General features: G+C 53.9%; 11 protein-coding genes. All 11 read right to left on the minus strand.

Going from position 1 to position 23091, the window contains the following annotated elements; genetic code table 11:
* Nucleotides 1–140: 140 nt before the first annotated feature.
* The 11 genes from H627_RS19170 to H627_RS0106375 all read right to left on the minus strand — a co-directional run bounded on the left by H627_RS19170 (nucleotide 141) and on the right by H627_RS0106375 (nucleotide 23018).
* Nucleotides 141–1379, minus strand: a complete 1239-nt coding sequence (locus H627_RS19170) for a BspA family leucine-rich repeat surface protein (protein WP_051225229.1) — start codon at nucleotides 1377–1379, stop codon at nucleotides 141–143.
* A 587-nt stretch (nucleotides 1380–1966) separates the two neighbouring features.
* Nucleotides 1967–4951 carry a BspA family leucine-rich repeat surface protein gene (locus tag H627_RS19175; RefSeq protein ID WP_051225230.1) on the minus strand — a complete coding sequence of 995 codons (2985 nt, stop codon included), beginning with the start codon at nucleotides 4949–4951 and terminating at the stop codon, nucleotides 1967–1969.
* A gap of 519 nt (nucleotides 4952–5470) precedes the next feature.
* A complete protein-coding gene (locus H627_RS19180; RefSeq protein ID WP_081674731.1) occupies nucleotides 5471–8104 on the minus strand; it encodes a BspA family leucine-rich repeat surface protein in 2634 nt (877 codons plus the stop codon).
* Complete coding sequence (locus H627_RS0106340) at nucleotides 8014–8802, minus strand: BspA family leucine-rich repeat surface protein (protein ID WP_027828262.1); 789 nt, start codon at nucleotides 8800–8802, stop codon at nucleotides 8014–8016. The genes H627_RS19180 and H627_RS0106340 overlap by 91 nt, the downstream gene beginning before the upstream one ends.
* Before the next feature lie 444 nt (nucleotides 8803–9246).
* Nucleotides 9247–9900 carry an endonuclease III gene (gene nth / locus H627_RS0106345; protein ID WP_152319484.1) on the minus strand — a complete coding sequence of 218 codons (654 nt, stop codon included), beginning with the start codon at nucleotides 9898–9900 and terminating at the stop codon, nucleotides 9247–9249.
* Between the two features lie 15 nt (nucleotides 9901–9915).
* Nucleotides 9916–10557, minus strand: coding sequence for a DnaD domain protein (locus H627_RS17280; protein ID WP_035440104.1), 642 nt, complete (start codon nucleotides 10555–10557; stop codon nucleotides 9916–9918).
* Between the two features lie 353 nt (nucleotides 10558–10910).
* The gene (gene asnS, locus H627_RS0106355; protein WP_035440108.1) at nucleotides 10911–12215 is read right to left on the minus strand and encodes an asparagine--tRNA ligase; all 1305 of its coding nucleotides are present in this window, start codon (nucleotides 12213–12215) and stop codon (nucleotides 10911–10913) included.
* Between the two features lie 33 nt (nucleotides 12216–12248).
* Entirely contained in the window at nucleotides 12249–12719 is a 471-nt protein-coding gene (locus H627_RS0106360; protein ID WP_027828265.1) for a PepSY domain-containing protein, read from the minus strand.
* A gap of 71 nt (nucleotides 12720–12790) precedes the next feature.
* On the minus strand, nucleotides 12791–15583 hold the full coding sequence (dinG, locus tag H627_RS0106365) for a helicase C-terminal domain-containing protein (RefSeq protein WP_027828266.1): 2793 nt from the start codon (nucleotides 15581–15583) through the stop codon (nucleotides 12791–12793).
* Nucleotides 15584–15586: 3 nt separating this feature from the next.
* Complete coding sequence (addA, locus tag H627_RS0106370; protein ID WP_027828267.1) at nucleotides 15587–19333, minus strand: helicase-exonuclease AddAB subunit AddA; 3747 nt, start codon at nucleotides 19331–19333, stop codon at nucleotides 15587–15589.
* Nucleotides 19326–23018 carry a PD-(D/E)XK nuclease family protein gene (locus H627_RS0106375; protein WP_027828268.1) on the minus strand — a complete coding sequence of 1231 codons (3693 nt, stop codon included), beginning with the start codon at nucleotides 23016–23018 and terminating at the stop codon, nucleotides 19326–19328. Before H627_RS0106375 ends, addA begins: the two co-directional genes overlap by 8 nt.
* Between the last annotated feature and the right edge of the window lie 73 nt (nucleotides 23019–23091).

The following is a 23091-nucleotide window of genomic DNA, read 5'->3' on the forward strand; positions in this document are numbered from 1 at the left end:
CGCATGAAGGGCCATATCACAGAGCCCAAAGCGGACAAAGCACCGAATGATACTGGTTAGGCCTCTGGCCTAACTGAAGCATCACCACTAATTGGAAAGGAGAAACGCAGCTCAACTAAACCGGCAAAAAACAACATTTTCTAATCGGCAAAAAATGTCATTTTATCGTCGGCGTTGACAACATCTAGGTTGGGCAAGCTGCTGCAAACGTAAAACATGAACTGCATATATTTCACTTTGCCGGTACGGAAACTGCTGATGTTGAGCTTGGTTAGTCCGTTGCAGGCATTGAACATATAGGCCATGTCCGTGACATTGCTCGTATTGAAGCTGCTGAGATCAAGTGCAGTCAGACTGGAACAGGTATTGAACATTTGCTGCATGCTGGTGACTTTGCTCGTATCGAAACTGCTTAAATCCAGCTGCGTCAGTGCTTGGCAACCGAGGAACATACCAAACATGGTGGTCACATTGCTGGTTACGAACTTGCCGCTCAATGTCAGCTGCTTCAAGGCCTTGCAATATCTAAACATCGTCGCCATTGTGGTCACCTGACGAACATCGAAGGCGCTGAGGTCTAGATTGGTTAACACGGTGCACTGATTAAACATTGAATCCATGTTCCTCACTTGGCCCGTATCGAAAGATCCTACGTTGAGCTTGGTTAACGCGCTGCATTCTGAAAACATGGACGACATATCAATTGCACTGCTGGTGTTGAAAGTGCTGAGATCTAAACTAGTTAACGCACTGCACCCAGCAAACATATGCCCAAAATTAGTCACACTGGTCGTCACCAGACCGGTTAAATCAATCGACTTCAAGGCGCTGCAATTGAGAAACATACCATACATGGTGTTGACTGCCGCAGTGTTCCAATTGTCGGTTTTGACTTTAATATTGCCTAATCCTTGAACATCAGTCAGCTGAGTACAGCCTTCAAACAAGAAGCCAAGGGTTTGGGTAGCGGTCACGCCCGGTTCAATAACGACCTTCTTAATCGCTGTCCGTTGACTGTACCAAGGCCATTGCTGCCAATTGGGCGTTTGGGTATCCAGTTCGCTCAAATTATGGCTGCCGCCAATCGTCAATGTCCCGTCCGCCGAGATATTCCACCAGCTCGTATCGGCGGCATCAGCCAGCAGTACTGGTCTGACGGCTGGCTGCATCGGCGTTGCAGCAATCTGCTGCGAGATCGTCATCCCGAGCGGCAGTGTACGCGGTGCCGGCAATACGGCTGGGCCTTGATTAAGCAGCGGCGCAGCCGTTTTACCAAAATCATTATCGGCATAAACGACCGCCGCTTTTAAAAAAATGACCGATAGAAAGACGAGGAGATTCCAACTTAATAGGCCGATAAATCTTGTTCCGAAATGCAATATTCCCCAACTCCCCTTGCCAGGGTCCCCCTGGACCGTTTTAGGCAAACTATATTTAATAACCGATATTCCGCGGCTTTGGTGCATGGTTTCGTATGATTGACGCTTCAGGTCAAATGGCGGCAAGACGCAATATCCATGGCGTTGTATGCGCATTCATAAAATTCCGAAAAATTCATCGGTTTGTTATGTTCTATGGCTATTGCATTGTCACAAAAAGTGTCATTCATACTGTAGCGCCGATTATTGCATGTGGCGTGAGAATAATCAAACATAAGGATCTAAGATTCAAAAGAAACATTTATCACAATGATTGGTATATTAAATAGCCAACCCATTGAATGAGTCGGCTATTTAATTACAGTCCTGTATTTTAATAACCTATTGACGGTGAACTCATAAATTGGTTCTGGTTCACCCGATGATACTATTCTGCCGTTTAGTACCAGCTGGCGCCCTTGATCGCAGCATTGAAAATGACGATGCCGCTATGATTCGTATCGCAATCACACGCACCAAAAAAGCGTTCCCGCTGTCATGAGCAAGAACGCTCTCTCGGGGCCATGATTTTCTAAGCCGGCCCCGGTCTACAAGCCATCGCCCAGCGTGAACGTAATCGTTGCATGGTACTTGCCGATCTGCGGCACACTGCCTGCCGGGAAGTCCAGCTCAAAAGGATTGGTGTCCCAACTTTTAGGATAGGTCGTATCGGTACCGGTGCTGGTGTTCTGCCAAATCGTAATTGGTGCCGACATGGTTTGCAGTGTCCCGCTGCCCGCATTGAACCGCCAAGGATTGGGCGACACCTTCACACTGGCATCGTCATCGCTGACAAAGTCGGACCCGGTGACATCTACGTGCCACGGCATCTGGGCGCGGTCTGCCCGAGTATCCGTCACGGTGAGTGCGAACGGCTGCAAATTTTGCAGATTAAGTGCACCAAATATCGGCTGGAAATGCTTGCCGTAATCGAAACTGCCCGTCATGGACAGACCAATGGTCCCGGCGCCGGTCTGCTGCCAGACATAGGTCTGAGTCGTCGTCGGGCGCGTGCCGTCATTGTACAGCTTCATCAGATCGGCCGGTGTATAGGTGGTCCCGGTCGGCGACAGCAAAGTCCCCAAAGGACCCAATTCCTGCCAAGCGGTATCCGTGGATTGGACCGTGTACGACTGGGCTTTGCCATCCGCATCGGTGCTGCTGATCACAGTGCCGGCGACTGGTCCGCCTAATCCAAGATCGTCGCTGGTCGTCTTGAAATTCGGTCCCAAAACCAGCTGCCACAGGTGCGTCGTCCCGCTAAACATCCCAGTTTCAGTCGTGGCCTGCCGGGTATCAATGGCGCTTAAATCCAACCGAGTCAAGGCCGCACACCCATTGAACAGATTGCTGATGTCAGTCGTCTGGCTCATATCGAGCTGTTTCAGGTTCGTGATATCAACGGCGTTGCTCAGTCCGCTGAACAGTCCGGGGAGTGAAGCCGATGCACTCAACCCGCTGGTGGCGAGCACTACATGCTTGATCGCACTGCGCTGGCTATACCACGGCCAAGTATCCGTCGAATATTTATCGGCCGCGAAGTTCAGCGTGTGGGGCTCGGTACCGATATTCAGAGTATCGCCAGTGATGTTCCACCAGCGCTGCGGCTGCCAAACATAAGTCCAAACCGGCTTACCCGTGGTGGGGTTGACCGTGCCAGCCCGCGGCGTCGCCAATTCAGCCGATAAGGCAGTGGAATTGCTGAACTGGGCACCCGCTGCTTCAAGCGGATTCGTGGCGACACCCAGCTCTTGCCAGCTCGCGTTTGCTTTATAGGTCGGATCGTTTTGCGCGATTGCTCCGGCAGCGTGATTCGGCAAACCGTTCGAATTAACTAGCGTTGTTTTGTCGCCCACCGACAGGCGCCATAAGCTGTTACAGCCGAAAAGCGCACTGTTGCCCTTGTTGCTACCAGAAGACTTACTTGTATCAAAATTGCTCAGGTCTAGTGTTGTTAGCTTGCTGCACCCGGAAAACGTTCCAACCATTGAGACAACATTACTGGTATTGAAGTTGCTGACATCGAGCGTTTTCAGATTGTTGCAATTGTAAAACGTGTTTGCCATAGAGGTGACCTTACTGGTATCAAACTTGCTGACGTCAAGTTCTGACAGATTGTTGCAATTGTAAAACATGCTGTCTATACTTTGAACCTTACGGGTGTCAAACCCGCCAACAGCAAGCCCCGTCAGATTGTTACATCCAAAAAACATGGAGGCCATATTGGTTACATTACTGGTATTAAACTTGCTGACATCAATTGCTAGCAGCTTATTACACCCGTAAAACATGCTGGCCATAGAGGTGACGTTAGCCGTATTAAAATCAGTGACATCTAAGATAGTCACACTTCTACATCCACTAAACATGCCGCTCATAGTGGTGGCATTACTGGTATCAAACTTACTGACATCAATTGCTAGCAGATTGTTGCATCCACTAAACATGGCACCCATATCGGTGACGTTACTGGTATTAAATTTGCTGACGTCAAGTTTCGACAGTTTGTTACATCCACTAAACATGGCCGACATAGAGGTGACCTTCGCCGTGTTGAAACTGGTAACGTTCAAGTCAGTCAAACTACCGCATTCGTAAAACATACCGCCCATAAGGGTTACCTTGCTGGTATCAAACTTGGTGACATCAATCGTTGGCAGATTTTTGCAACTGTGAAACATACCGTCCATAGAGGTAACGTTACTGGTGTCGAATGAACTGATGTTTAGGGTAGATAGTGCAGTGCAACCGGAAAACATGGCGGCCATAGAGGTAACGTTACTGGTGTTGAATGAACTGAGGTCTAGGGTAGATAGTGCGGTGCAACCAGAAAACATGGAGGCCATATTCGTGGCGCTGCTTGTGTTCAATGAGCTAAGGTCCAGACTAGTTAGTGAACTGCAACCAGAAAACATGCTTCCAAAATTTGCCACACTGCTTGTCGCCAGCCCTGTAAAATCAACGGTTTTTAGTGAACTGCAATTGAGAAACATACCATACATGGTGTTGACCGCGGCGGTGGTAATATTATCCGTTTTGACCTTGATGTTGCCTAATCCATCAACCTCTGTCAGCTGAGTACAATCTTGAAATAAGTACCCAAGAGTTTGGGTGGCGGTTACGCCGGGTTCAATGACAACTTTTTTGATTGAAGCGCGTTGATTGTACCATGGCCAATTCGACCACCAGTTGGTTCCCGTGTTACCTTCGTTCAGATTATGGTTGCCGCCAATAGTCAACGTTCCGTCAGCTGAAATATTCCACCAACTGTTATCATCGCTGCTGTCATCGCTGTTTGCGTTCGCTGCCCTGATTGTTGCCGGCGTTGGTGTAGTGGCAATTATTTTCGAAATGGTGTCGGCGATTGACGGTGTCTGGGTGGATTGCGTGGGCAATACGCCCTGATCCAGTAACGGCGGAGTGCTGCTACTGATACTGCTGCTGGCAGACACGATCGGCGCATTGGCTACAAGAATTAAAAAAAAGACAAAGATACCCCAAATCAATGTCTGTATGTTTGTTAAAAGCTTCATTATCCCAGACTCCCTTGCCCAGTTCCCCCGTGGATATCGCTAGGCCAAATATGTCTAGTGTTTCAATTACACTAGTTATTTACTGATATATCACGATTTGGTATACCTATAGTAGGCACCATCAATCGGTTTAACTGTTTCTGCTACGCTAATTACATAACAAAAGCTTCACACAGTTAGCGTACAACACCAGCAGATTGCTTTCAACCAGTATGCGAAAATGACGTACACGTCATTCCTCTTTAAATAACAAATAGCCTACGTTAATACAGCGTGTATAATCGAAGCAATGCGTATGTATCAATCTTTAAAAATCCCACAAGTAAAGTAAAACCGTCAATTCCAAATTTGGAATTGGCGGTTTTACTGGAGCACAATAAATAACATAATGTCACAGGCATACAATTTGCTTGTTGACAATATTCTTTGCAGTTAATACCTCCGTCCTAGTGGCCAAGGTATTGGCCTCGTCGGTCACCGCTAGCGGTCGGTCTGGCCGCCTTTAGCCAGCGACTGCAATTAGGATAAGCCGTTAGCCAAAGTAAAGGTAATCGTAGCGTGGTACTTGCCGATCTGTGGGACACTCCCCACCGGGAAGTCCAGCTCAAAAGGATTGGTGTCCCAACTTTTAGGATAGGTCGTATCGGTACTGGTACTGGTGTTTTGCCAAATCGTAATTGGCGTTGACATTGGTTGCAGTACCCCATTGCCCGCGTTGAAGCGCCAGGGATTGGGCGACACCTTGACACTAGGATCGTCATCACTGACAAAGTCGGACCCGGTGGCATCCACGTGCCACTGCATCTGGGCGCGGTCTGCCCGAGTATCCGTCACAGTTAATGCGAACGGCTGCAGATTATGCAAGTCCAACGCACCGAATATCGGCTGGAAATGTTTACCGTAATCGAAACTGCCCGTCATGGATAACCCGATCGTCCCGGCGCCGGTCTGCTGCCAAACATAAGTCTGGACCGTCGTCGGGCGCGTGCCGTCATTGTACAATTTCATCAGATCAGTTGGCGTGTATGTGTCACCTGCCGGCGATAGCAAAGTCCCAAGTGAGCCCAGCTCCTGCCACGCGGTGTCCGTGGCCTGGATCGTGTACGAATGGGCCTGGCCAGCCGCATCGGTACTGCTGATCACAGTGCCGGCGACTGGTCCGCCTAAACCAAGATTATCGGTCGTAGTCTTGAAATTGGGCCCCAGTTTCAATTGCCAAAGGTGCGTTGTCCCGGTAAACATCCCAGTTTCGGTGGTGACCTGCCGAGTATCCAGAGTACTTAAATCCAAACTGGTCAATGCGGCACACCCATTGAACATATCACTGGTATCAGTCGCTTTACTGGCATCCAAATCAGGCAAATTGGCAATGTCAGTGACATTGCTCAGTCCTTTAAACAACCCGCTGATCGATCCTTCGGCGCTTAAACCAGTAGCCGCCAGATTAATGTGCTTCACACCGGTGGCATCCGCTTGGCTGGACCAGGGCCAGCTATTGTTGGTCGAATACTTATCATTGGTGAGATTCAGCGCATGGGGCTGCGTCCCAATATTCAAGGTGTCGCCAGTGATGTTCCACCAGCGCTGGGGCTGCCAAACATAGGTCCACACAGCTTTACCCGTGGCCGGATTAACTGTTCCCGCTCTGGGCTGGCTTAACAGGTACATTAAGGTGCCAGGAGTAACCGAATTACCCGATGCACTGAACTGAGGTCCATTGGCCTCTAGCGGATTAGCGGCTGTCCCGAGTTCCTGCCAGCCGGCGCCTGCGGTATATGGATCCGGGCTGTTCTGAGCGATTGCCCCAGCACTATGCGGCGGCAGATTGCCATTATTTCCTTGACCTAACTGGGCCTTATCGCCGACTGATACTTTCCATAAACTCGTACAATTGGCAAACATATCACCCACATCATGGTTGCTGAGGGTCCGGACATCAAAGTTGCTCAGATCGGCTGTCAGAAGCTTGCTGTCATTCTTGAAAAAGCCGCTGATTCTGGTGACGGCACTCGTATTAAAGCTGCTAACGTTTGCCTGGACTAATGAGGTGCATCCGTTCATCATATCGTACATATTAGTGACTTTGCTGGTATCGAAGTTGTGCATATCAAGTTGCGTCACAGCAGAACAGTTGAGGAACATCTGACTCATGTCAGTGACTTGACTGGTGTTGAACTGACTCACGTCCAGAACAGACACAGTATTGCACCCGTTAAACATAGCAGCCATAGTGGTGACTTTGCTGGTGTTGAACTGACTCACATCTAGGACGGGTACTTGATTGCAACCGGCAAACATATTGGACATATTAGTGACGTTCCTGGTATCAAACTGACTGACGTCCAATGCTGTTAAACTGTTGCAGGACCCAAACATGGAGTTCATTGACGTAACCTGACCCGTATCAAATTTGCTCGGGGTAAGGCTCAGGGTTTTGAGTTTGCTATCTCCGTTACACAGCCAATACATGTTCGTGACTTTGCTAGTGTTGAAGCTAGTCAGATCAAGTGCGCTTAGATTAGAATCAAAAGAAAACATATACTGCATATTAGTGACGTTGCTCGTATTAAAGTTTCTAAGATCCAGATTGGGTAAACTATTACATACGTAAAACATGAATTGCATATCAGTTACTTTACTGGTATCAAAGCTTGTCACATTGAGCTTGGACAATTTACTACAGCCATTGAACATAAAAGCCATACTGGTTACATTATGCGTATCGAAACTGCTTAAATCAAGCTGAACAAGTGAATTACAGCTATTAAACATTTGCTCCATATTAATGACTTGACTCGTGTTAAAAGTGCTCAAATCAAGGGACGGAAGCGAGCTGCAACCGAGAAACATACAAAACATGTTGGTCACCCGACTCGTCACAAACTCTTTTCCGAACGTCAGCTGCTTCAACGCTGAACAATACCTAAACATTTCATCTGTGTTCGTCACCTGATGAGCATCGAATGTACTAAGGTCCAAACTGGTTAACTTACTGCAGCTATCGAACATATGAAACATGTTGGTCACATGACTCGTATTGAATGAACCCAGATCCAGACTGGTTAATGCACCACATCCAGAAAACAGTACCCCATATAAGTCACACTGCTGGTATCGAAGTTGCTGACGTTTAAGTTGGTTAAAGCGCTGCAACCATCAAACATATTTCCCATATAAGTCGCACTGCTGGTATCGAGCTTGGTGAGGTTTAAGTTGGTTAAAGCGCTGCAACCCGAAAACATGGAATCCATGCTCGTCACTGAGCTAGTATCCAATCCATCTAAATTAATCGTGGTTAATGACTTGCAGTTTTGAAACATCATCGCCAATGTATTAACAGCAGGATGCCCGGGTGTGGTAACGGTATTAACTTTAATGTTACTTAATCCCTCGACGTCGGTCAGGTTAGTGCACCCGGCAAACAAGAACCCCAGTGTCTGTTCTGCCGACACCCCGGGTTCAATCACTGCTTTTTTGATTGTACTGGCTTGGTCAGTCCATGGCCAAGTCTGCCATTGCCCACCTTGTGTATCGGTAAAGCTCAGTGTGTGGCCGCTGTGAATGGTGAGCGTCCCGTCTGTTGAAATATCCCACCAATTAGTAGTGGAAGCGTTTTCCGGGGGGGCAATCTTAGTGGTTACTTGCGCTGCTGTGGTTGTAATTAACGACGAGATGGTATTTGTAATTGACGGCGTCTTGGTCGATTGTACGGGTAATAAGCCCTGACTTAACGCCGGAGCGCCACCACTGCTGAGACTGCTGGCGGCAGTTGCGGTCGGTGCATTCAAAAGAAATAAAAAAAAGACAAGGATACCCCATATCGACGTCTTAATAAGTGTCGTAAATTTCATTATCCCCAACCCCCTACTCGGCCTGCCAATGGACGTTGCCGAGCATCATATGTCAAACACGTCAATATCCGTGCTTGTTTCGCTGATATATCACAGCTTTGGTATATGTATAACTGTTTCCGCGTACTATCTTGACTGTTTCTGTCAGGAAATTGTATAACAGGAACTTCACACAATTAGCGTACAACACTCGCCGGCTGCTTTCAACTGTTCAGCAGAAATGACGTGCACGTCATTTTGCTTTGAATAACAGCAAATCTATGTCGGCAATGCACTGACCACTTGAAATAAGAATGTACCATCCGGCTGAAGATCCCACAAATATAGCAAGGCCGCAAATCCATATGTGGGATTTGCGGCCTTGCTAAAGTCTGATAAATAACGAAGAATAACGGGAGTGCGATTTACTTGTTGACAATATTCTTTGTGACTAATACCGGCGCTTTATTGGCTCAGTCGCTGCTTCCCTGTGGCACAATATGGCGCTAAAGGACACTCAGTACACCGCGGGTTTCGGGCCATGCAGTATTGCCGGCCGAAAAGAATCAGCGTGTGGTGCCCTTGTACCCACTCTGTTTCAGGCAAGGCCGTTGTCCAGCGCCGCTCGATGTCGCGTACGCTGGCCTTATCTGACACCGCAGGCAGCCGCTTGGAGATCCGGGTAACGTGGGTGTCCACGGCAAAGCTGGGTACTCCGAAGGCATCGCCCAAGGCCACGTTGGCGGTCTTGCGCCCGACCCCGGGCAGACTTTCCAACTCTGGATGGGTGTGCGGAACGGTACTGTCGAAATTTGTCACCAACTGCTGAGCGGTTTCCTGAATGTGTTTAGCCTTCGTGTGAAACAGGCCGATCGTATGAATGAACTGCTCAATATCAGCAGGTTTGGCGGCGGCCAGGGCGGCTGGTGTCGGATAGGCCGCGAACAATGCCGGCGTTACCTTATTGACCGCCGCGTCGGTGGTTTGGGCACTCAAGATCACCGCAATCAATAATTGGTATGGCGATTCAGCGTGCAGCGCACCCAGGGCATTGGGAATCAGTTTGAATAGTTCGTGCATGCCCCAGCGCAAACGATCATCTGACCATAACTCTGTCATTTGGCTTGTTCCTTTCTAAAACCGGTTCCGGTTGGCTCGTTCCCGCTCCACATCCGCTTTGGTGCGAATGTTGCGCTTCTCCCAGTTCAACAGGATCCGGTCCATGTATTTCAGCGAATAGGCTTGATTGAGCACCGCTTCCCGCAGCGCCAGAGAAACCAGCTCGGGGGCGTAATGATCCTGATCCAGCCAGGCGCTGATGGTTTCCTGTTCGATCGGCGATAACGGCCGGCCAAACTCCACTTCGATTTCGTCAAATAACCGCTGGCGGGTGAGCGGGGTCTGTGCCGGCGCACCGGCGTCCTCCGGCACGGCCCCCGCGACCGGCTGGGCGAGCTTTTCCTGCAAGCGGGCATAGAGCGGCGTCAAATCGTACCAGTCTACCCGCTTACGCGCGGCATTTTCCTGTGACCGCAAATCAATGAAGCCCGCATCCAGCATCTCGTGGAGCGCAGTATAGATCGCATCTTCTGCCAGCCCCGTCCGCTGCGCGATCTCCGCCACCGGCGGAAACTGTTCCCCATGGGCCGCAAAACTCAGCATTTGCAAATACACGATCAGCTGCCGATTCGACATCCCGACCGCCCGATAATGCTGCAATACCAGATCAGAAACCGTAATCAACGGCGCTTGCACCAAATCTTGCCAAAAATCCACGATAGATTATCCTTTCTAAGAGTGAGAATGGGTTACCGGTTTTCTGTCTGTGTGATACATGTCTTAGTCTCCAACGTACCGAGTGCCAAGTGCGTAGCAGGCGTAGGCAAAATGGGCTCAGTGGTGGAAACCACACGGCGGCTCTGCCGCCGATGTGGTTAGGCGACTTGGAGACCGCGCAGCGGGCTCCAAGCGCCGTCACCACTAGCTACGCCTTCGGCTTCGCACTAGCTGTGCGTCGCCAGCCCATTTTGCCGAAGCCTGCGAAGCACTTGGCACGGCAGGCAAAGAGCACGCTCCCAGCGCGAGAAAAAAGGCCGGCCGCAACGACCAACCCTTTCTCAACACCCTGATTACGGCTTCAACCGGTTGATCATCCGCGGGAACGGAATTGCCTCCCGCAAGTGGTCCAAATGACAGATCCAAGTAATCGCCCGTTCCAAGCCCAAACCAAATCCGCTGTGCGGCACACTGCCGAACTTGCGCAGATCCAAGTACCATTCATACTCATCCACGCTCAGCCCTGCTTTGATGATGCTCTGCTTCAGCGTCTCATAATCGGTCTCCCGTTCACTGCCGCCGATGATCTCGCCATAGCCTTCCGGCGCCAGCAAGTCGGCACAGATATAAACATCATCCCGCGTCGGGTGGCTCTTCATGTAGAAGGGCTTGATGCTCTTGGGATAGTTCAACACAAAGACCGGTTGCTCGAATTGATCGGACAGGTAGGTCTCTTCCGGCGAACCGAAGTCATCCCCCCATTGCGTTTTGAAGCCGCCCGCTTGCAGCATTTCAATCGCCTTATCGTAGGTGATCCGCGGGTACGGTGTCTTCGTGTAGCGTTCCAGAATCTTCGGATCCCGGTCCAGGAGCTTCAAGTCGTACTGACATTTGTCCAGCACCCCTTGCACGAGGAAAGCAATGTAGCGTTCCTGAATGGCCAGGCTTTCTTCCTGATGCATAAAAGCCATTTCTGGTTCGATCATCCAGAATTCAGTCAGATGGCGGCGGGTCTTGGATTTTTCAGCCCGGAACGTCGGGCCAAAGGAGAAGACCTTATCGTAAGCCATTGCCCCGGCTTCCATATACAGCTGGCCGGACTGGGACAGATAGGCATCATTATCGAAATAATCGATGTGGAACAGTTCCGTCGTGCCTTCCGGTGCGGCATCAGTGATTTCCGGCGGGTCCATCTTGATGAAGCCCTCTTTATTGAAGAATTCATAGGTGGCCCGGATCATTTCGTTCCGGATATGCATGATGGCAAACGGCCGGCGGGAGCGCAGCCACAGATGGCGGTGATCCAGCAGGAATTCGATTCCGTGTTCCTTAGGGGTGATCGGATAGCCTTCCGATTCGCCGACCATTTCGATGTTGCTGATCTCGATTTCGTAGCCGAAGTGGGATCGCTTGTCTTCGTGGATTTCACCGGTGACCCAGAAGCTGGCCTCCTGGTGCATTTCCTTGGCCAAGTTCCAGACTTCTTCGGACACGGCGTTCTTCACGACGACGCCTTGGAAAAAGGCGGTGCCATCCCGGAGCTGCAGGAAAGAAATCTTCCCGCTGGAACGTTTATCGGTCAGCCATGCGCCGATGCGGACGGTTTCGCCGACGTGGTCCGGCGAATCGATAATACTGATGTGTTCTGGTTCAGACATTTGGTAACCTCCCAAAAATAATTAACAATAAATTCATGATGCCTTGACCGTCTCCCCGGTCTTGAAGTTCAGCAGGACATACCGATAACTGCCGTTTCGTTGGCGCAATGTGACCTCCCAGGCGGGGGTCCCTTTGTAGAGCCCCAGAGCGACCTTGGTGGCCGGCGCTTGGTTATTAGCCGCCCGGGCCTGGGCTGTGGCCGCACTGGCACTCAGCCCGCCGCTGGCGGCGAGGGTGCGGGTCTTGCCGGACTTGGCGTTGATGATCACAAACACCCGCCGGCCGGACTTTTGTTTGCCGCCAATGGTGTAGTCCGTTTCATTGCGGTTGAATAAGTAAAACACTTGCGGCTCAGTGACCCCGGCCACCCGCTCAGCGACGGCCCGAGCCTGATTTTCAGCATTGCGCCGGGGCGCGGTGGCGACGAAATAGATACTGAGAATGGTGGCGACGATGATCAGCATCGTGCCCCAATAGGCCCATTTTTGCCAACTGGAACGCACGGGAATCCCCCTTCTTTAAATTGCATCTGGCGTCCATTATAACAATTATTGCCCGGGCGTGGGGCGCGGAATTACGTCTTTACCTTTTTTACGGGAATGCCGGCGAGAAAGTCCGCGGTGGCTTGGGCAATTTCGGCACTGGGCAGCTGCACCTTAGGCACTGTCCGGGGTAAATCGTGGAGCATCTGGTGCCCCCAGGATTCGGCCATGATGCGCCGGTCCAAGATGATCAGCACCCCATGGTCTTGGCGGGAGCGAAACAGCCGGCCAAAGGCTTGGGTGAGCCGCTGGGTGGCTCGGGGCAAGGCGTCCTGATAGAACGGGTTGCCCCCCTGGGCCGTGATGAAATTAGCCCGCAACTGAGTCAGCGGCCGGGTCGGCGGCTCAAAGGGCAGCCGGGTAACGACCAAAATTTGGAGGGTGTCGTTAGGCAGATCAATGCCCTCCCAGAAGGTAGCGGCACCCAGCAAGATCGCGCCGTCGGCCAGTTTGAACCGTTTCATCACTTTTTCCACCGAACCGGTTACGCCCTGGGCCAGCAATTCCCGCTGACCGATCAGACTGAGTTCGGACATCTCATCGAAAACCTGTTGGATCAGACTCAGGGAATTGAATAGGACGAGGATGCGCTGATGGTTTGCCCGGCTCAATTGCTCGATCATGCCGGCCACATAATGGGCGTACTCGGCGGGCGGCGTCTCTTTGATGTCCGGTGCATCCGGGGTAATGAAGACCCGGCCCAGCCGTTTGTAGGCGAAGCCGTTAGGGAGCACCATCTTAATGGCGTCGGTGATGCCCAACGGTTGGCAAAACGGCTGCCAGTTGTCCATGACCCGCAGCGTGGCGCCAACGTAAATAAACGGCGCAAAACGACGGGTGACGGCCGCCCATAACGGCCGGATATCGACTTGTGCCCAATGGAGCGAGACAGAGCGCAGATCGCCGTAATTACGCATTTGGATCACAAACCCGGCACTGGGATGGCTGGCCATCTGGATCCGGCTAAGCTGATCCAGGTCATCGGTTAAGGGCCGCAGGTCTTCTGCCGCGGCGCTGATGGTGGCCGTCATGGCGGTGACCCGTTGGGACCAGTGTTCCGCCTGATTGGTGATATAACGCTGCAGCTGGGTCAGCGCCGTGAAGAGTTGGAGCAGCGTATCGTCGATCTGCGTCAGATACCGGGTCAGTGTCTGCCAGGCCACCGCATCCGGCTGCCAGAGCCGCTGAATCGGCTGATTGCGTTCACTGCGCACGATATTGCCCTGAATGACCTGGGCATATAGAAAATCCTGGAGTTCATTGAAGCGGCTGGTGAGCAAGTCAACAGCGTTGCCCACGGAGACGACCTGATAGCGGAATAATTCGCCGTTACTCCACTGTTCCTGGCGAATCACGCCATCGATCGCCCCTTTGATCTGGTGCAGCGACCGCAGCATGCGGGGCAAATTACCCTTGGCCATCAAGGCGTCTACGGCGCTGTCGGCGACGTGCTGGGCTTCATCGACCACCACTAACGCATTGCGCGCAAAGGGCGTTTCATCGTAGTGCCGGGTGAAGTAGGCATGATTGGTGATCAGCACCTGGGCCGCATCCTGGCGGGCGTGGGCCCGGCGCAGAAAGTCGACCCTGACCCAGGGGGAATCGGCCGGGCTTTCTTGACCGCTGACGATGGCGGTGAACAGTGGTGAGCGATAGGTCGTCAGCTGCAGTTCCTGCAAATCGCCAGTGGTGGTTTGGGTCAGCCAGACGAGGATTTTCATCATCAACAGCTGCTCGCCGGTATTCAAATCTCGCCGACCCAGCAGTCCGTAGTATTGGCCAAGGTCAATATAATGGGTATCCGACTTGACGATCTCGACCCGCAACTGGGTGTGCATGATGGCGGCAATCGCCGGGAGGGTCTGCTGCGCCAGCTGATCCTGGAGGGCCAGCGTGGAAGTGGTGACGATGATCTGCTGCTGACTGTCCTGCTGGTGGATCAGCAGCGGCAGCAAATAACCCAGCGACTTGCCGCTGCCGGTCGCGGCCTCAATGAGCAGCGGCGTCTGGCCGTGCTGAGCATGACGATAGACGGCATCCATCATTTTGACCTGCCGGGCCCGGACGGTAAAGCGCGGTTTGAGCAGCTGGGTCATGGCCGCTTTGCCGCTGGGATACGCGACATGGGTCGGGGCCGCCGGCGCAGCTTCCTGCTCGCGGCGCAGTGCCAACCCATTGGTAATCGTGTAACCAGCCGCGTGCGCCGCCGTATCACCGGCCTTCGCCATCAGGGCCAAATAATCCCCGGTTTGCCGCAGCAGCCCCTGGCCCATCGCCGCCAAGCGCTGGCGAGTCACTGCCGGCAGGGCCCGCAGCCGTTCATCCAGCAGCAAAAACAGGTGGGCCGTGGCGATGGCGTCACTGTCGGCCTGGTGGGGATCGTCGTGCTCAATGCTTAACAGCTTAGTCAGATCGGACAATTTATAACTCGGGGCAAAAGGCAGCAGGATTTGGGCGAGCTGCACTGTATCCAATGCTTTTTCACCAATGGGCGGCAAGTCCAGACCGGCAAATTCCGCGTTGATAAAGGGCAAATCAAAATTGACGTTGTGGGCCACAAAGACAGCCCCGTCCAGCAAGCCATGGAGCGTCGGACCGATCTCTTGGAAATCTGGCGCACTGGCCAGTTCTTTGTCGCGAATCCCGGTCAGATTCCGAATCGCCGGCAGCAAGGCCTGATGGGGATTGATATTTTGGGCGATCGTATCCACGATCTTCCCGTTTTTCACCAGCGCACAGCCGAATTGGATGATCCGGTCCCCGCTGGCGTAATCTGTGCCCGTGGTTTCCAGATCCACCACGGCATAGAGTTGGCCTTGCCGCATGGGTCATTCTTCCTTTCTTACCGGTACCGGGATCAATTGCTGCAAGGCAACTGAATACAGGTACTGGGCAGTTACAGGCTGGTGCAGGATCGACCCCAGGGCCGCTCCGTAGTACTGCAGCTGCAACCGATATTGATCTTGCAAATACCCCACTGGATCCTGCCGGCCTTGGACGTGATCCGTCTTGTAGTCGAACAGGATGACCTGGTCAGGCAATGCGATATACCCGTCTATAATACCATGGATCAGAATGTTGGCATCGGCTGGGAAAGCCTGAGCCGGGCCGGCCGCTTGGAAGACCTCGCTGGGCGGCAGCAAGAGCGCAAACGGCATCTCCCGGTGAACCGCCTGGGGATGAGCGAGGAGCAGCGCGCCTAGTTCCGTCGCGTAGAAAGCGGCCACCCCGGCGGCGCTGATTTGTTTCGCCGCCCGCGGGTCGATTTGCTTGGCCGTGGTGAGGTCGGCGATCAATTGGCTGACGGCGGCAACGGTCACTTGGCCTTGACTGAGGTCCAGTTCTTGGAACACCAAGTGGGTGGCCGTCCCCACCGCTGTGGCTAAGGGCGCCTCCTGATCGGTGAGAAAGGCCGGCGGCGTGAACTCGTCGTCTTTCACGTACCGGAAGGCTGGCGACTGGGTATAACCGCTGGCTTCGGTGGTGGTCAAGCGGGTGTCAGTGAGCACCGGGTCGTCTTGGGCCCGCTTGATTTCCGTGACCGTCTGGAATGCCGCCGTGCGGGTGGCCTGAGCAAAGCGGTAGGGCTGCTGCCAGCGAGCAGCTTGCTGCTGCAATTCTGGGTAATCTTCCGGCCGCACGATGAGTTGCTGCGGGGCCGCCTGCACCCGTTGGCCAGCCGCTTGGGGGGCAGCGAGCGCAACGGTGATCGCCGGGGTGCCCAACTGCGGATCAGGGGTAATGGCTCCGTCAGCAGCCAAGGTGTCATTGACCGCGGGCAGCCGCAGCAAAGCAGGCATCATCAGATCGAGAAAGCTGGCCGCGCCGGTTCTCTTGGTCGTGGACAGCAGCGTCGTTTCCGGCTGTACCGCCGCGCCCCATTTCTTCACCAGCGCTGCCGGGTCCTCTTTGATTGACCCCACCACGTACAGGGCCTGACGCGCCCGGGTCAGGGCAACGTAAAGTTTGCGCAATTCTTCGGATTGGCCGACTCCGTGGATCATTTGCTTGGCGTAGTAATGCTGCGGGGTGGTATAGGCAATATGGGCCGCAAAGTCGTTGACCTTCAGCCCTACCCCGCCCTGGTTCAGAGCAATGGCTGGGGCCCGTTCATCCATCCGGTTGAAATTGTGCTGCGCATTGAGCAGAAACACTACGGGATATTCCAAGCCCTTGCTGCCGTGGATGGTCATCACGGTGACGGCATTATCGTCACTGCTGGTAACTGGGGAAATAGCCAGATCCTGGTCGTTTTCCTGCACTTGGTGAATGAATCGAATGAAGTTGAAAATTCCTTTGAAGCCGTTATTTTCGTAATCATTGGCGCGTTCATACAGCGCGTGCAGATTGGCTTGACGCTGTTTCCCTGAGGGCATTCCCCCGGCATAATCAAGGAAGCCGGTATCAGCGTAGATCTGCCAAATCAAATCGGCAATGCGCACCTGCTTGCTCAGGGTGCGGTACCGGTCCAGTTGGGCCGCGAGGGCCGTCATCTGGTCGTGAAGCGGTGTGGTCAGCGCCTGATCGGCGACATAGGCCTGCCACGCGGCATAATACGGCCCTTGGGGGTGGTGGATACGGATTCGGGCCAGTTCATTACTGGTCAGCCCCACAATGGGCGAGCGCAGTAAACCGACCAGCGGGATATCCTGCCGAGGATTATCAATGAGGCTCAGATAATTGAGCATCACGGTGATTTCCGTGGTTTGGAAGTATTCCTTGGCATCGCTCATGACGACGGGCACACCGCGATCACTGAGGGTGTCCAAAATATCCAGATTGTCCCCTCGGGTGGGCACGATCAAAGCAATATCGGCATAACGCAGCGGTCGGGTACCCTGGGTGGTCTTATCGAACACCGGTGTGCCAGCGGCAATGAGGGCGTTGATCTTGTCCCCCACCACCGCGGCCTGGGCAGTGATACCGGTAAGCGGAATTGCGTCTGGATCATCGTCGGTGACGGGCTGATCGGTGACCAGCAGGACCTGTGTGGTCTGGGCCGCCGCGGCTGGATAATACGTCGCGCCGTATTGCAGCCGGGCATTGGCGTCGTACGCGACGTCGCCCACCGCCGGGTCCATCAATTGCTGGAAGAGGTAGTTGACCATGTTATCCACGGCTTCGGTGGAGCGGAAGTTCTCTGCCAGCACGATTCGTTCACTGTCATTGGTATCATCGCCGTAGGCCGTGTATTTATGGGCAAACAGCGACGGGTCCGCTTGGCGGAAGCCATAAATCGATTGCTTGATGTCGCCGACCATGAACATATTGCCCGGGTCGGGGGCGGCAATGGTGGTTAAAATGGCTTCCTGCAGCGGGTTGGTATCCTGGTATTCGTCCACCATGATCTCGGTGTATTTTTCGGTATAAAACAGTTTGGGCTGGATATCGGTTTGGGTGGTGGTCTGGAGAATCTGCAGCGCCGCCAATTCAATATCCGCAAATTCAGCGATCCCCCGCCGCTTTTTGGTTTTGGTTAATTCTTCACCGAAGGCCAGCAGCACGTCGGTCAGCTTCCGGGCCATCGCCTGCGCCTGACCCATGATCGGCAGCCAATCGGCAGCACTCAAGAGGAATGGCCCGGCTTGCAGTTCCGCAATCGCCTTCTTCAAATCATCCCGGGCCGCACTGACTTGATCTTTGAGTGCCAGACTCGATTCCTCCGCGGTTTTTTTTGAAATCGCGGGGAACCGGGCACCGATGGCGTCACTGGCCGCTTGCAGGGCATGGCGCATGGCGTCCCAATCGCCATGCTGCAGGACGGTTAATTGGGCGGTTAACGGTGTGATTTGCTTAGCCCCATAGGTACGCAGTTTGGCCAGATCTGGTATATCGGCAATGGCCGCTAATTGTTGACGGTAAGCGGTCAGCAAATCGCTGTAGAGCTGCGTCACGTGGGCGCGCAAATTATCCGGCTGGTCTTCGGCCAGCAGTAATGACTGGTTGAAGCCGGCGGTGGTCAGCGGAAAATCATAAAGCCGGGCTAAGCGGTGGATCCAGCCGGCGGGGTCCGGGCTGGCCATGGCTTTGGTGTACAACCGCATGACCAAGTCGGTGAGGCCGTCGTCTGAGCGGCCGGTGGTAAAGTTTCCCACTAAGCGCAGAAAGTCTGCGTCCCCGGCGTCGTAATAGCGGTCCCGCACCCGTTCCCAAACTTGCTGCCACAGCAGCAGCCGTTCATTATCGTCCCCCAGGGTGCGCACAGCCGGGTCAAAATCGATCACGTAATAAAAGCGGCGCACGACCCGGGCACAAAAGGCATCCAAGGTGGCGATATCCGCGGACCCCAAGACCGCCAGCTGATGCCGGAGATGCTTGCGCTGCGCAGCATAAGCGTCGTTGCCCACCGCTTTGGTCAGTGCTGCTCGAATCCGATCGCGCATTTCGGCCGCCGCGGCCTGGGTAAAGGTGACGATCAGCAAATGGTCAATATCTCCGCCCCGCAAAAGTTTTTGAATCACCCGTTCCACCAACACGGTGGTCTTTCCTGACCCAGCGCTGGCCGAGACAAGAATGTTGTGGCCGGCGTGGTCGATCGCTGCCCGCTGGCTGGCTGTGAACTGTGTCTTACTCATGATCCCGCTCCTTTCTTAACAACTCGCTCATCCGTTGCAGCGCATCTTGTTTATCCTGCGTAATAATTTCCCGATACTTATTTTCCGGCAGCATATGGTCGAAGTACATAATATTGGTATAGGGAGAAAAACGCAGCACAGATTCACCGTTGGGGAATCGTGCGGGCTGCAGATCGATTTTTCCGCCTAAAATATTTTTGGCGGCCGCCTGGATCATCGCCGCATTGTAGGCCAGAATCGTGGCCAGCTGATCGGCACTTAATGCGTTGCTGTTGGTATAGCCATTCTTCTTGGTCACCCGGCTGCCGGCCAGGACTACGTTGCGGTCCGGACTGGTGTCTGCCTTTTCTAGGAATGTATCATCAGCCAGGACGATTCCTTTGAATTGGTTCTGCTTCAGCATTTGCTGAGTGAATAGCGCCGGATCGCTGTCCTGCCACTTCAAGGCATCCTTCATCGGCAGCAGCGGTTCGTTAATATGCAGATAGAAGCCGCCGGCCACGGTGGCGGTACTGGGCAGCGCTAAATTCGGGACCTGACCCAGGGCATTGAGCAGTGCTTGGAGGTAGGTTTGCAGTTGCAATGAAAGACCGGTCAAGGCTTGGCCGTAGTCGAATTGATGCTCGGAGGATTTATAATCAACCACGGTCAAGAAATCTTCGCCGTTGGGGCCGCGGAATCCGTCAATGCGGTCGATCTTGCCCCGAATCCGCACCGATTGATCAGCCCCTAAAGGATAGGTCAGCGCTGGCAAACTGTCCGGCTGCCCGACTTGACCGAATTGGACTTCGGTCGCTAAGGGCCGCAGAGCCGACCGGGCAGCCTGCTGCTGCAGCAGCCAGGCCATATACGTCAAGGTGCGTTCCAGCAGCTGGCGCAGGAACTTCATGCGCCCGGAGCCGTTCAAGATAGCGAAGAGCGGCTCATGCACTGCTTTGCCGGCAATGTCATCCACAATGCTGTGCAGCTCCTGCTGACTCAAATCCGTGATGTCCTGGGCTTGGGTTTGGAGCCGCTTGACCAGATGGTCCAGGACCCAATGATAGTAGCTGCCGGTTTCGGCGGGGGTCAGGTCATAGGTCGGCCGCTCCGTCACGCCAAGGCCGTAATGGAGAAAATACTCGTACGGGTTTTGATAATACTGTTCCAGCCGGGATACAGACACGTTCAGCCGTTTGCCGTAAAGATCCCGAACGATCGCCGGATCCAGCTGGCCGACGGTGTTTTGGTAATGCAGAGCGGATAAAATAAACTGGTAGTGCTGTTGAACGGCTGGTGTCCCCTGCCGGCGCAGATGCTGGGCGACGACTTGCCAATAAGGGTCGCTCTGCTTTTCCCGCAGCCCCTTCACGGTCCAGCTGCCAGCCAGCGCCGGCGTTGCCAGCCAGGCGGTGATTTGCGGCTGGGCAGCTGAGGCGGCTAAGGCAGTCCCAGAGAAATCAACGGTGCGCGGCGTTAAGCCGAGATAGTTTTGAATGCGTGCAAAATAAGGCGATATCCGCTGACTGGTCTCCGATTGCAGCTGCGGATACGTTAGATACAGCCGGTCGGTGGCGCTGAAGAACGATTTGTAGGCCATATATTCCGCCGCGGCCAATACATCGTCGGTTCCGCGGGATAACGTCGGATAAACTGCTCCGCTATCCGGCTGAGCAGCAATCAAGGCCTGCTGGCCGGCGATGATGGCCGCGCGGTCACTGTCGTTCAGCAGCGTGGTGGATTCTACCGGGGCCGGCAGCGCATTCGCTGTGCCGCCGATAACGAAGGTGATTTTCGCCGGCGCCGGCACAGTGATCCCAGTATCGGCAATCTGGACCGTGTCCAGCACCGCGGGGATCTGGGCATAACTGGCGGCCGTGAAGCCGGCAGTAAAAATGGCCACAAAGGTATCCGGGACAAAGGGCTCGCTGCCCAAGATTTCCACGTATTCATCCAGCAACCGGGTGAATTGGGCAAACGCCTGCCGCGGCCGGCTGGCGCCCACCGGATCCCCTGCCGCCAACGTGGTGTTGCGGAAGAACGCGAGTTGGGTGATCAGGCCGTGGGCAGTCAGAAATTGATACAACGCGGTCATCGCGTGCTGACCGTCTGGCGCTTCTTTCAGGGCCGCAATAAATGGCAGCAATTCTTGCCGCAAGAAGACATGGATCGGTTCACCAGCGGATAATTGGGTCTGCACATCAGCGGCGTCATCCTCGTCCGTCGGCGTATGGGTCAGCTCTTGCCAGGGCGCCTCGGCACTGAACTGCGAGCCGCGCAAGCCATGGGCCAGACAATAGTTTTCGGCCGCGTCTACTTGGTCCCGGAACACCCGTAAATACGCTGGCGTGGTTTGCCCCGCCGCGTTTTCATGCTGGGCCTCAGCGGCCAAAGCCGCGGGCAGAAGCAGTTCGGTCCGCAATAGGCTGAATAGATTGGCATAGGTCACATTATCGTTGAGCAGCTCCCCCAGCGCACTGATTAGCTGGACCAGCGGATGATTGGTCATCGCCAATGCCCGGTCGTAGAAATACGGTACAGCCGCTTGGTGGAAAGTCGGCGCAATGATGGTTTCGTATTTCTCCAAGTCTGGTGTCAAGATCCGGATATCGCCGTACCGGTAATCGCCACTGGCCACGAGGCGATGGATCTCCGCCGCGACCGCGGTGAGTTCGTCTTGCCGGTTGGCGGCCTGCCATAGCCGGACCGCAGCGGTGGCTGTTGGCGGCGTTGGCGCCGTTTGTCCCCGAGCATTGCTGATCCAGTAATGGGCCAGCGTGACCAAGGCGGGTTGATGGGCGCTGGGCGTGCGGGTATACCGCACTTGAGCAGGGATTCCCGTCACGCTTTGGGTCAAATGCTGCACCTGATGGCGCAGCTGGGTACTCGGCGTGAAAAATGGCGTGCTCCCCGGTCCGGCGGGCATTTCTTCCGTGTCGCCGTCATATTGATCCCCCACCAGGGCAATCGTGGTGTGCTGGCATTGCGGAATCAATGTGCCGAGCAACGCCAAGGTTTGCCCGTCTAGATGGTCAAACCCATTGATATACAGTTGCGTATTGGCCAGCCATTCCGGGTGCGCGGCGAATTGAGTCATGGCGTACTGGGTCATCTCGTCAGACGTGACAAAATAGCGCCCCAGCTCCTCTTGGTAGGCGCGCAAAATAATCGTTAAGTCGTGCATCTTCGCTTGAAATTCCTGGCTGCCGCCGCTGCCGGTCAATGAGTCGAGAATGGTCGCATCGATCCCGGCATCAGCTAGCTCGCCCAACTGGACGCGCAGCTGTTCCAGAAAGCCCGGATTGCGCGTTTCGCCCCGGAAAAGCTGCAGATCATCGCCGCATTGCAGCAAGACTTTGGTCAAAATCATCGTCTGCGCTGTATCGGTGGCCGTCAGCCGAGAGAACTGCGGATCCGTCTGCAAAAAATACCAGATCAGCCGATTCACGGTCAGTACTTGAATGTTTTGAAAGGCGTGAACGTGCTCCCCATTGAAGGGCGGTTCCCGGCTCAAGGCCTGATAAGTGACCCGCTCCATTTCATAGGCGATATGATTGGGCACGAGATAAAAAATTTGGCCCGCCTGGCCGGTGGCCGCCCAATCTGCGGCATGGCGGGCCATATCGGTCACCAGCTCATGCTGGCTGTCTTGGGTCGCCGTCCCTAGCAGCAGTGTGACCCGCGGGGAATTCGTTGGTTTCTGCATCGTGCGTGCACCTCCGAGTGTTTTCTCTTCTATATTTTCGCACAGCCCAGAGGCGGGGGCAAATATATGTTTG

Source organism: Schleiferilactobacillus harbinensis DSM 16991 (genome assembly GCF_000425885.1).
Taxonomy (GTDB): Bacteria; Bacillota; Bacilli; order Lactobacillales; family Lactobacillaceae; genus Schleiferilactobacillus; species Schleiferilactobacillus harbinensis.

Bases quoted from the DNA above. Each gene is read 5' to 3' on its own strand.
- H627_RS0106340 (WP_027828262.1), bottom strand. From the start codon at position 8,802: ATGAAATTTACGACACTTATTAAGACGTCGATATGGGGTATCCTTGTC.
- H627_RS19175 (WP_051225230.1), bottom strand. From the start codon at position 4,951: ATGAAGCTTTTAACAAACATACAGACATTGATTTGGGGTATCTTTGTC.
- addA (WP_027828267.1), bottom strand. From the start codon at position 19,333: ATGAGTAAGACACAGTTCACAGCCAGCCAGCGGGCAGCGATCGACCAC.
- asnS (WP_035440108.1), bottom strand. From the start codon at position 12,215: ATGTCTGAACCAGAACACATCAGTATTATCGATTCGCCGGACCACGTC.
- H627_RS0106375 (WP_027828268.1), bottom strand. From the start codon at position 23,018: ATGCAGAAACCAACGAATTCCCCGCGGGTCACACTGCTGCTAGGGACG.
- dinG (WP_027828266.1), bottom strand. From the start codon at position 15,583: ATGCGGCAAGGCCAACTCTATGCCGTGGTGGATCTGGAAACCACGGGC.
- nth (WP_152319484.1), bottom strand. From the start codon at position 9,900: ATGACAGAGTTATGGTCAGATGATCGTTTGCGCTGGGGCATGCACGAA.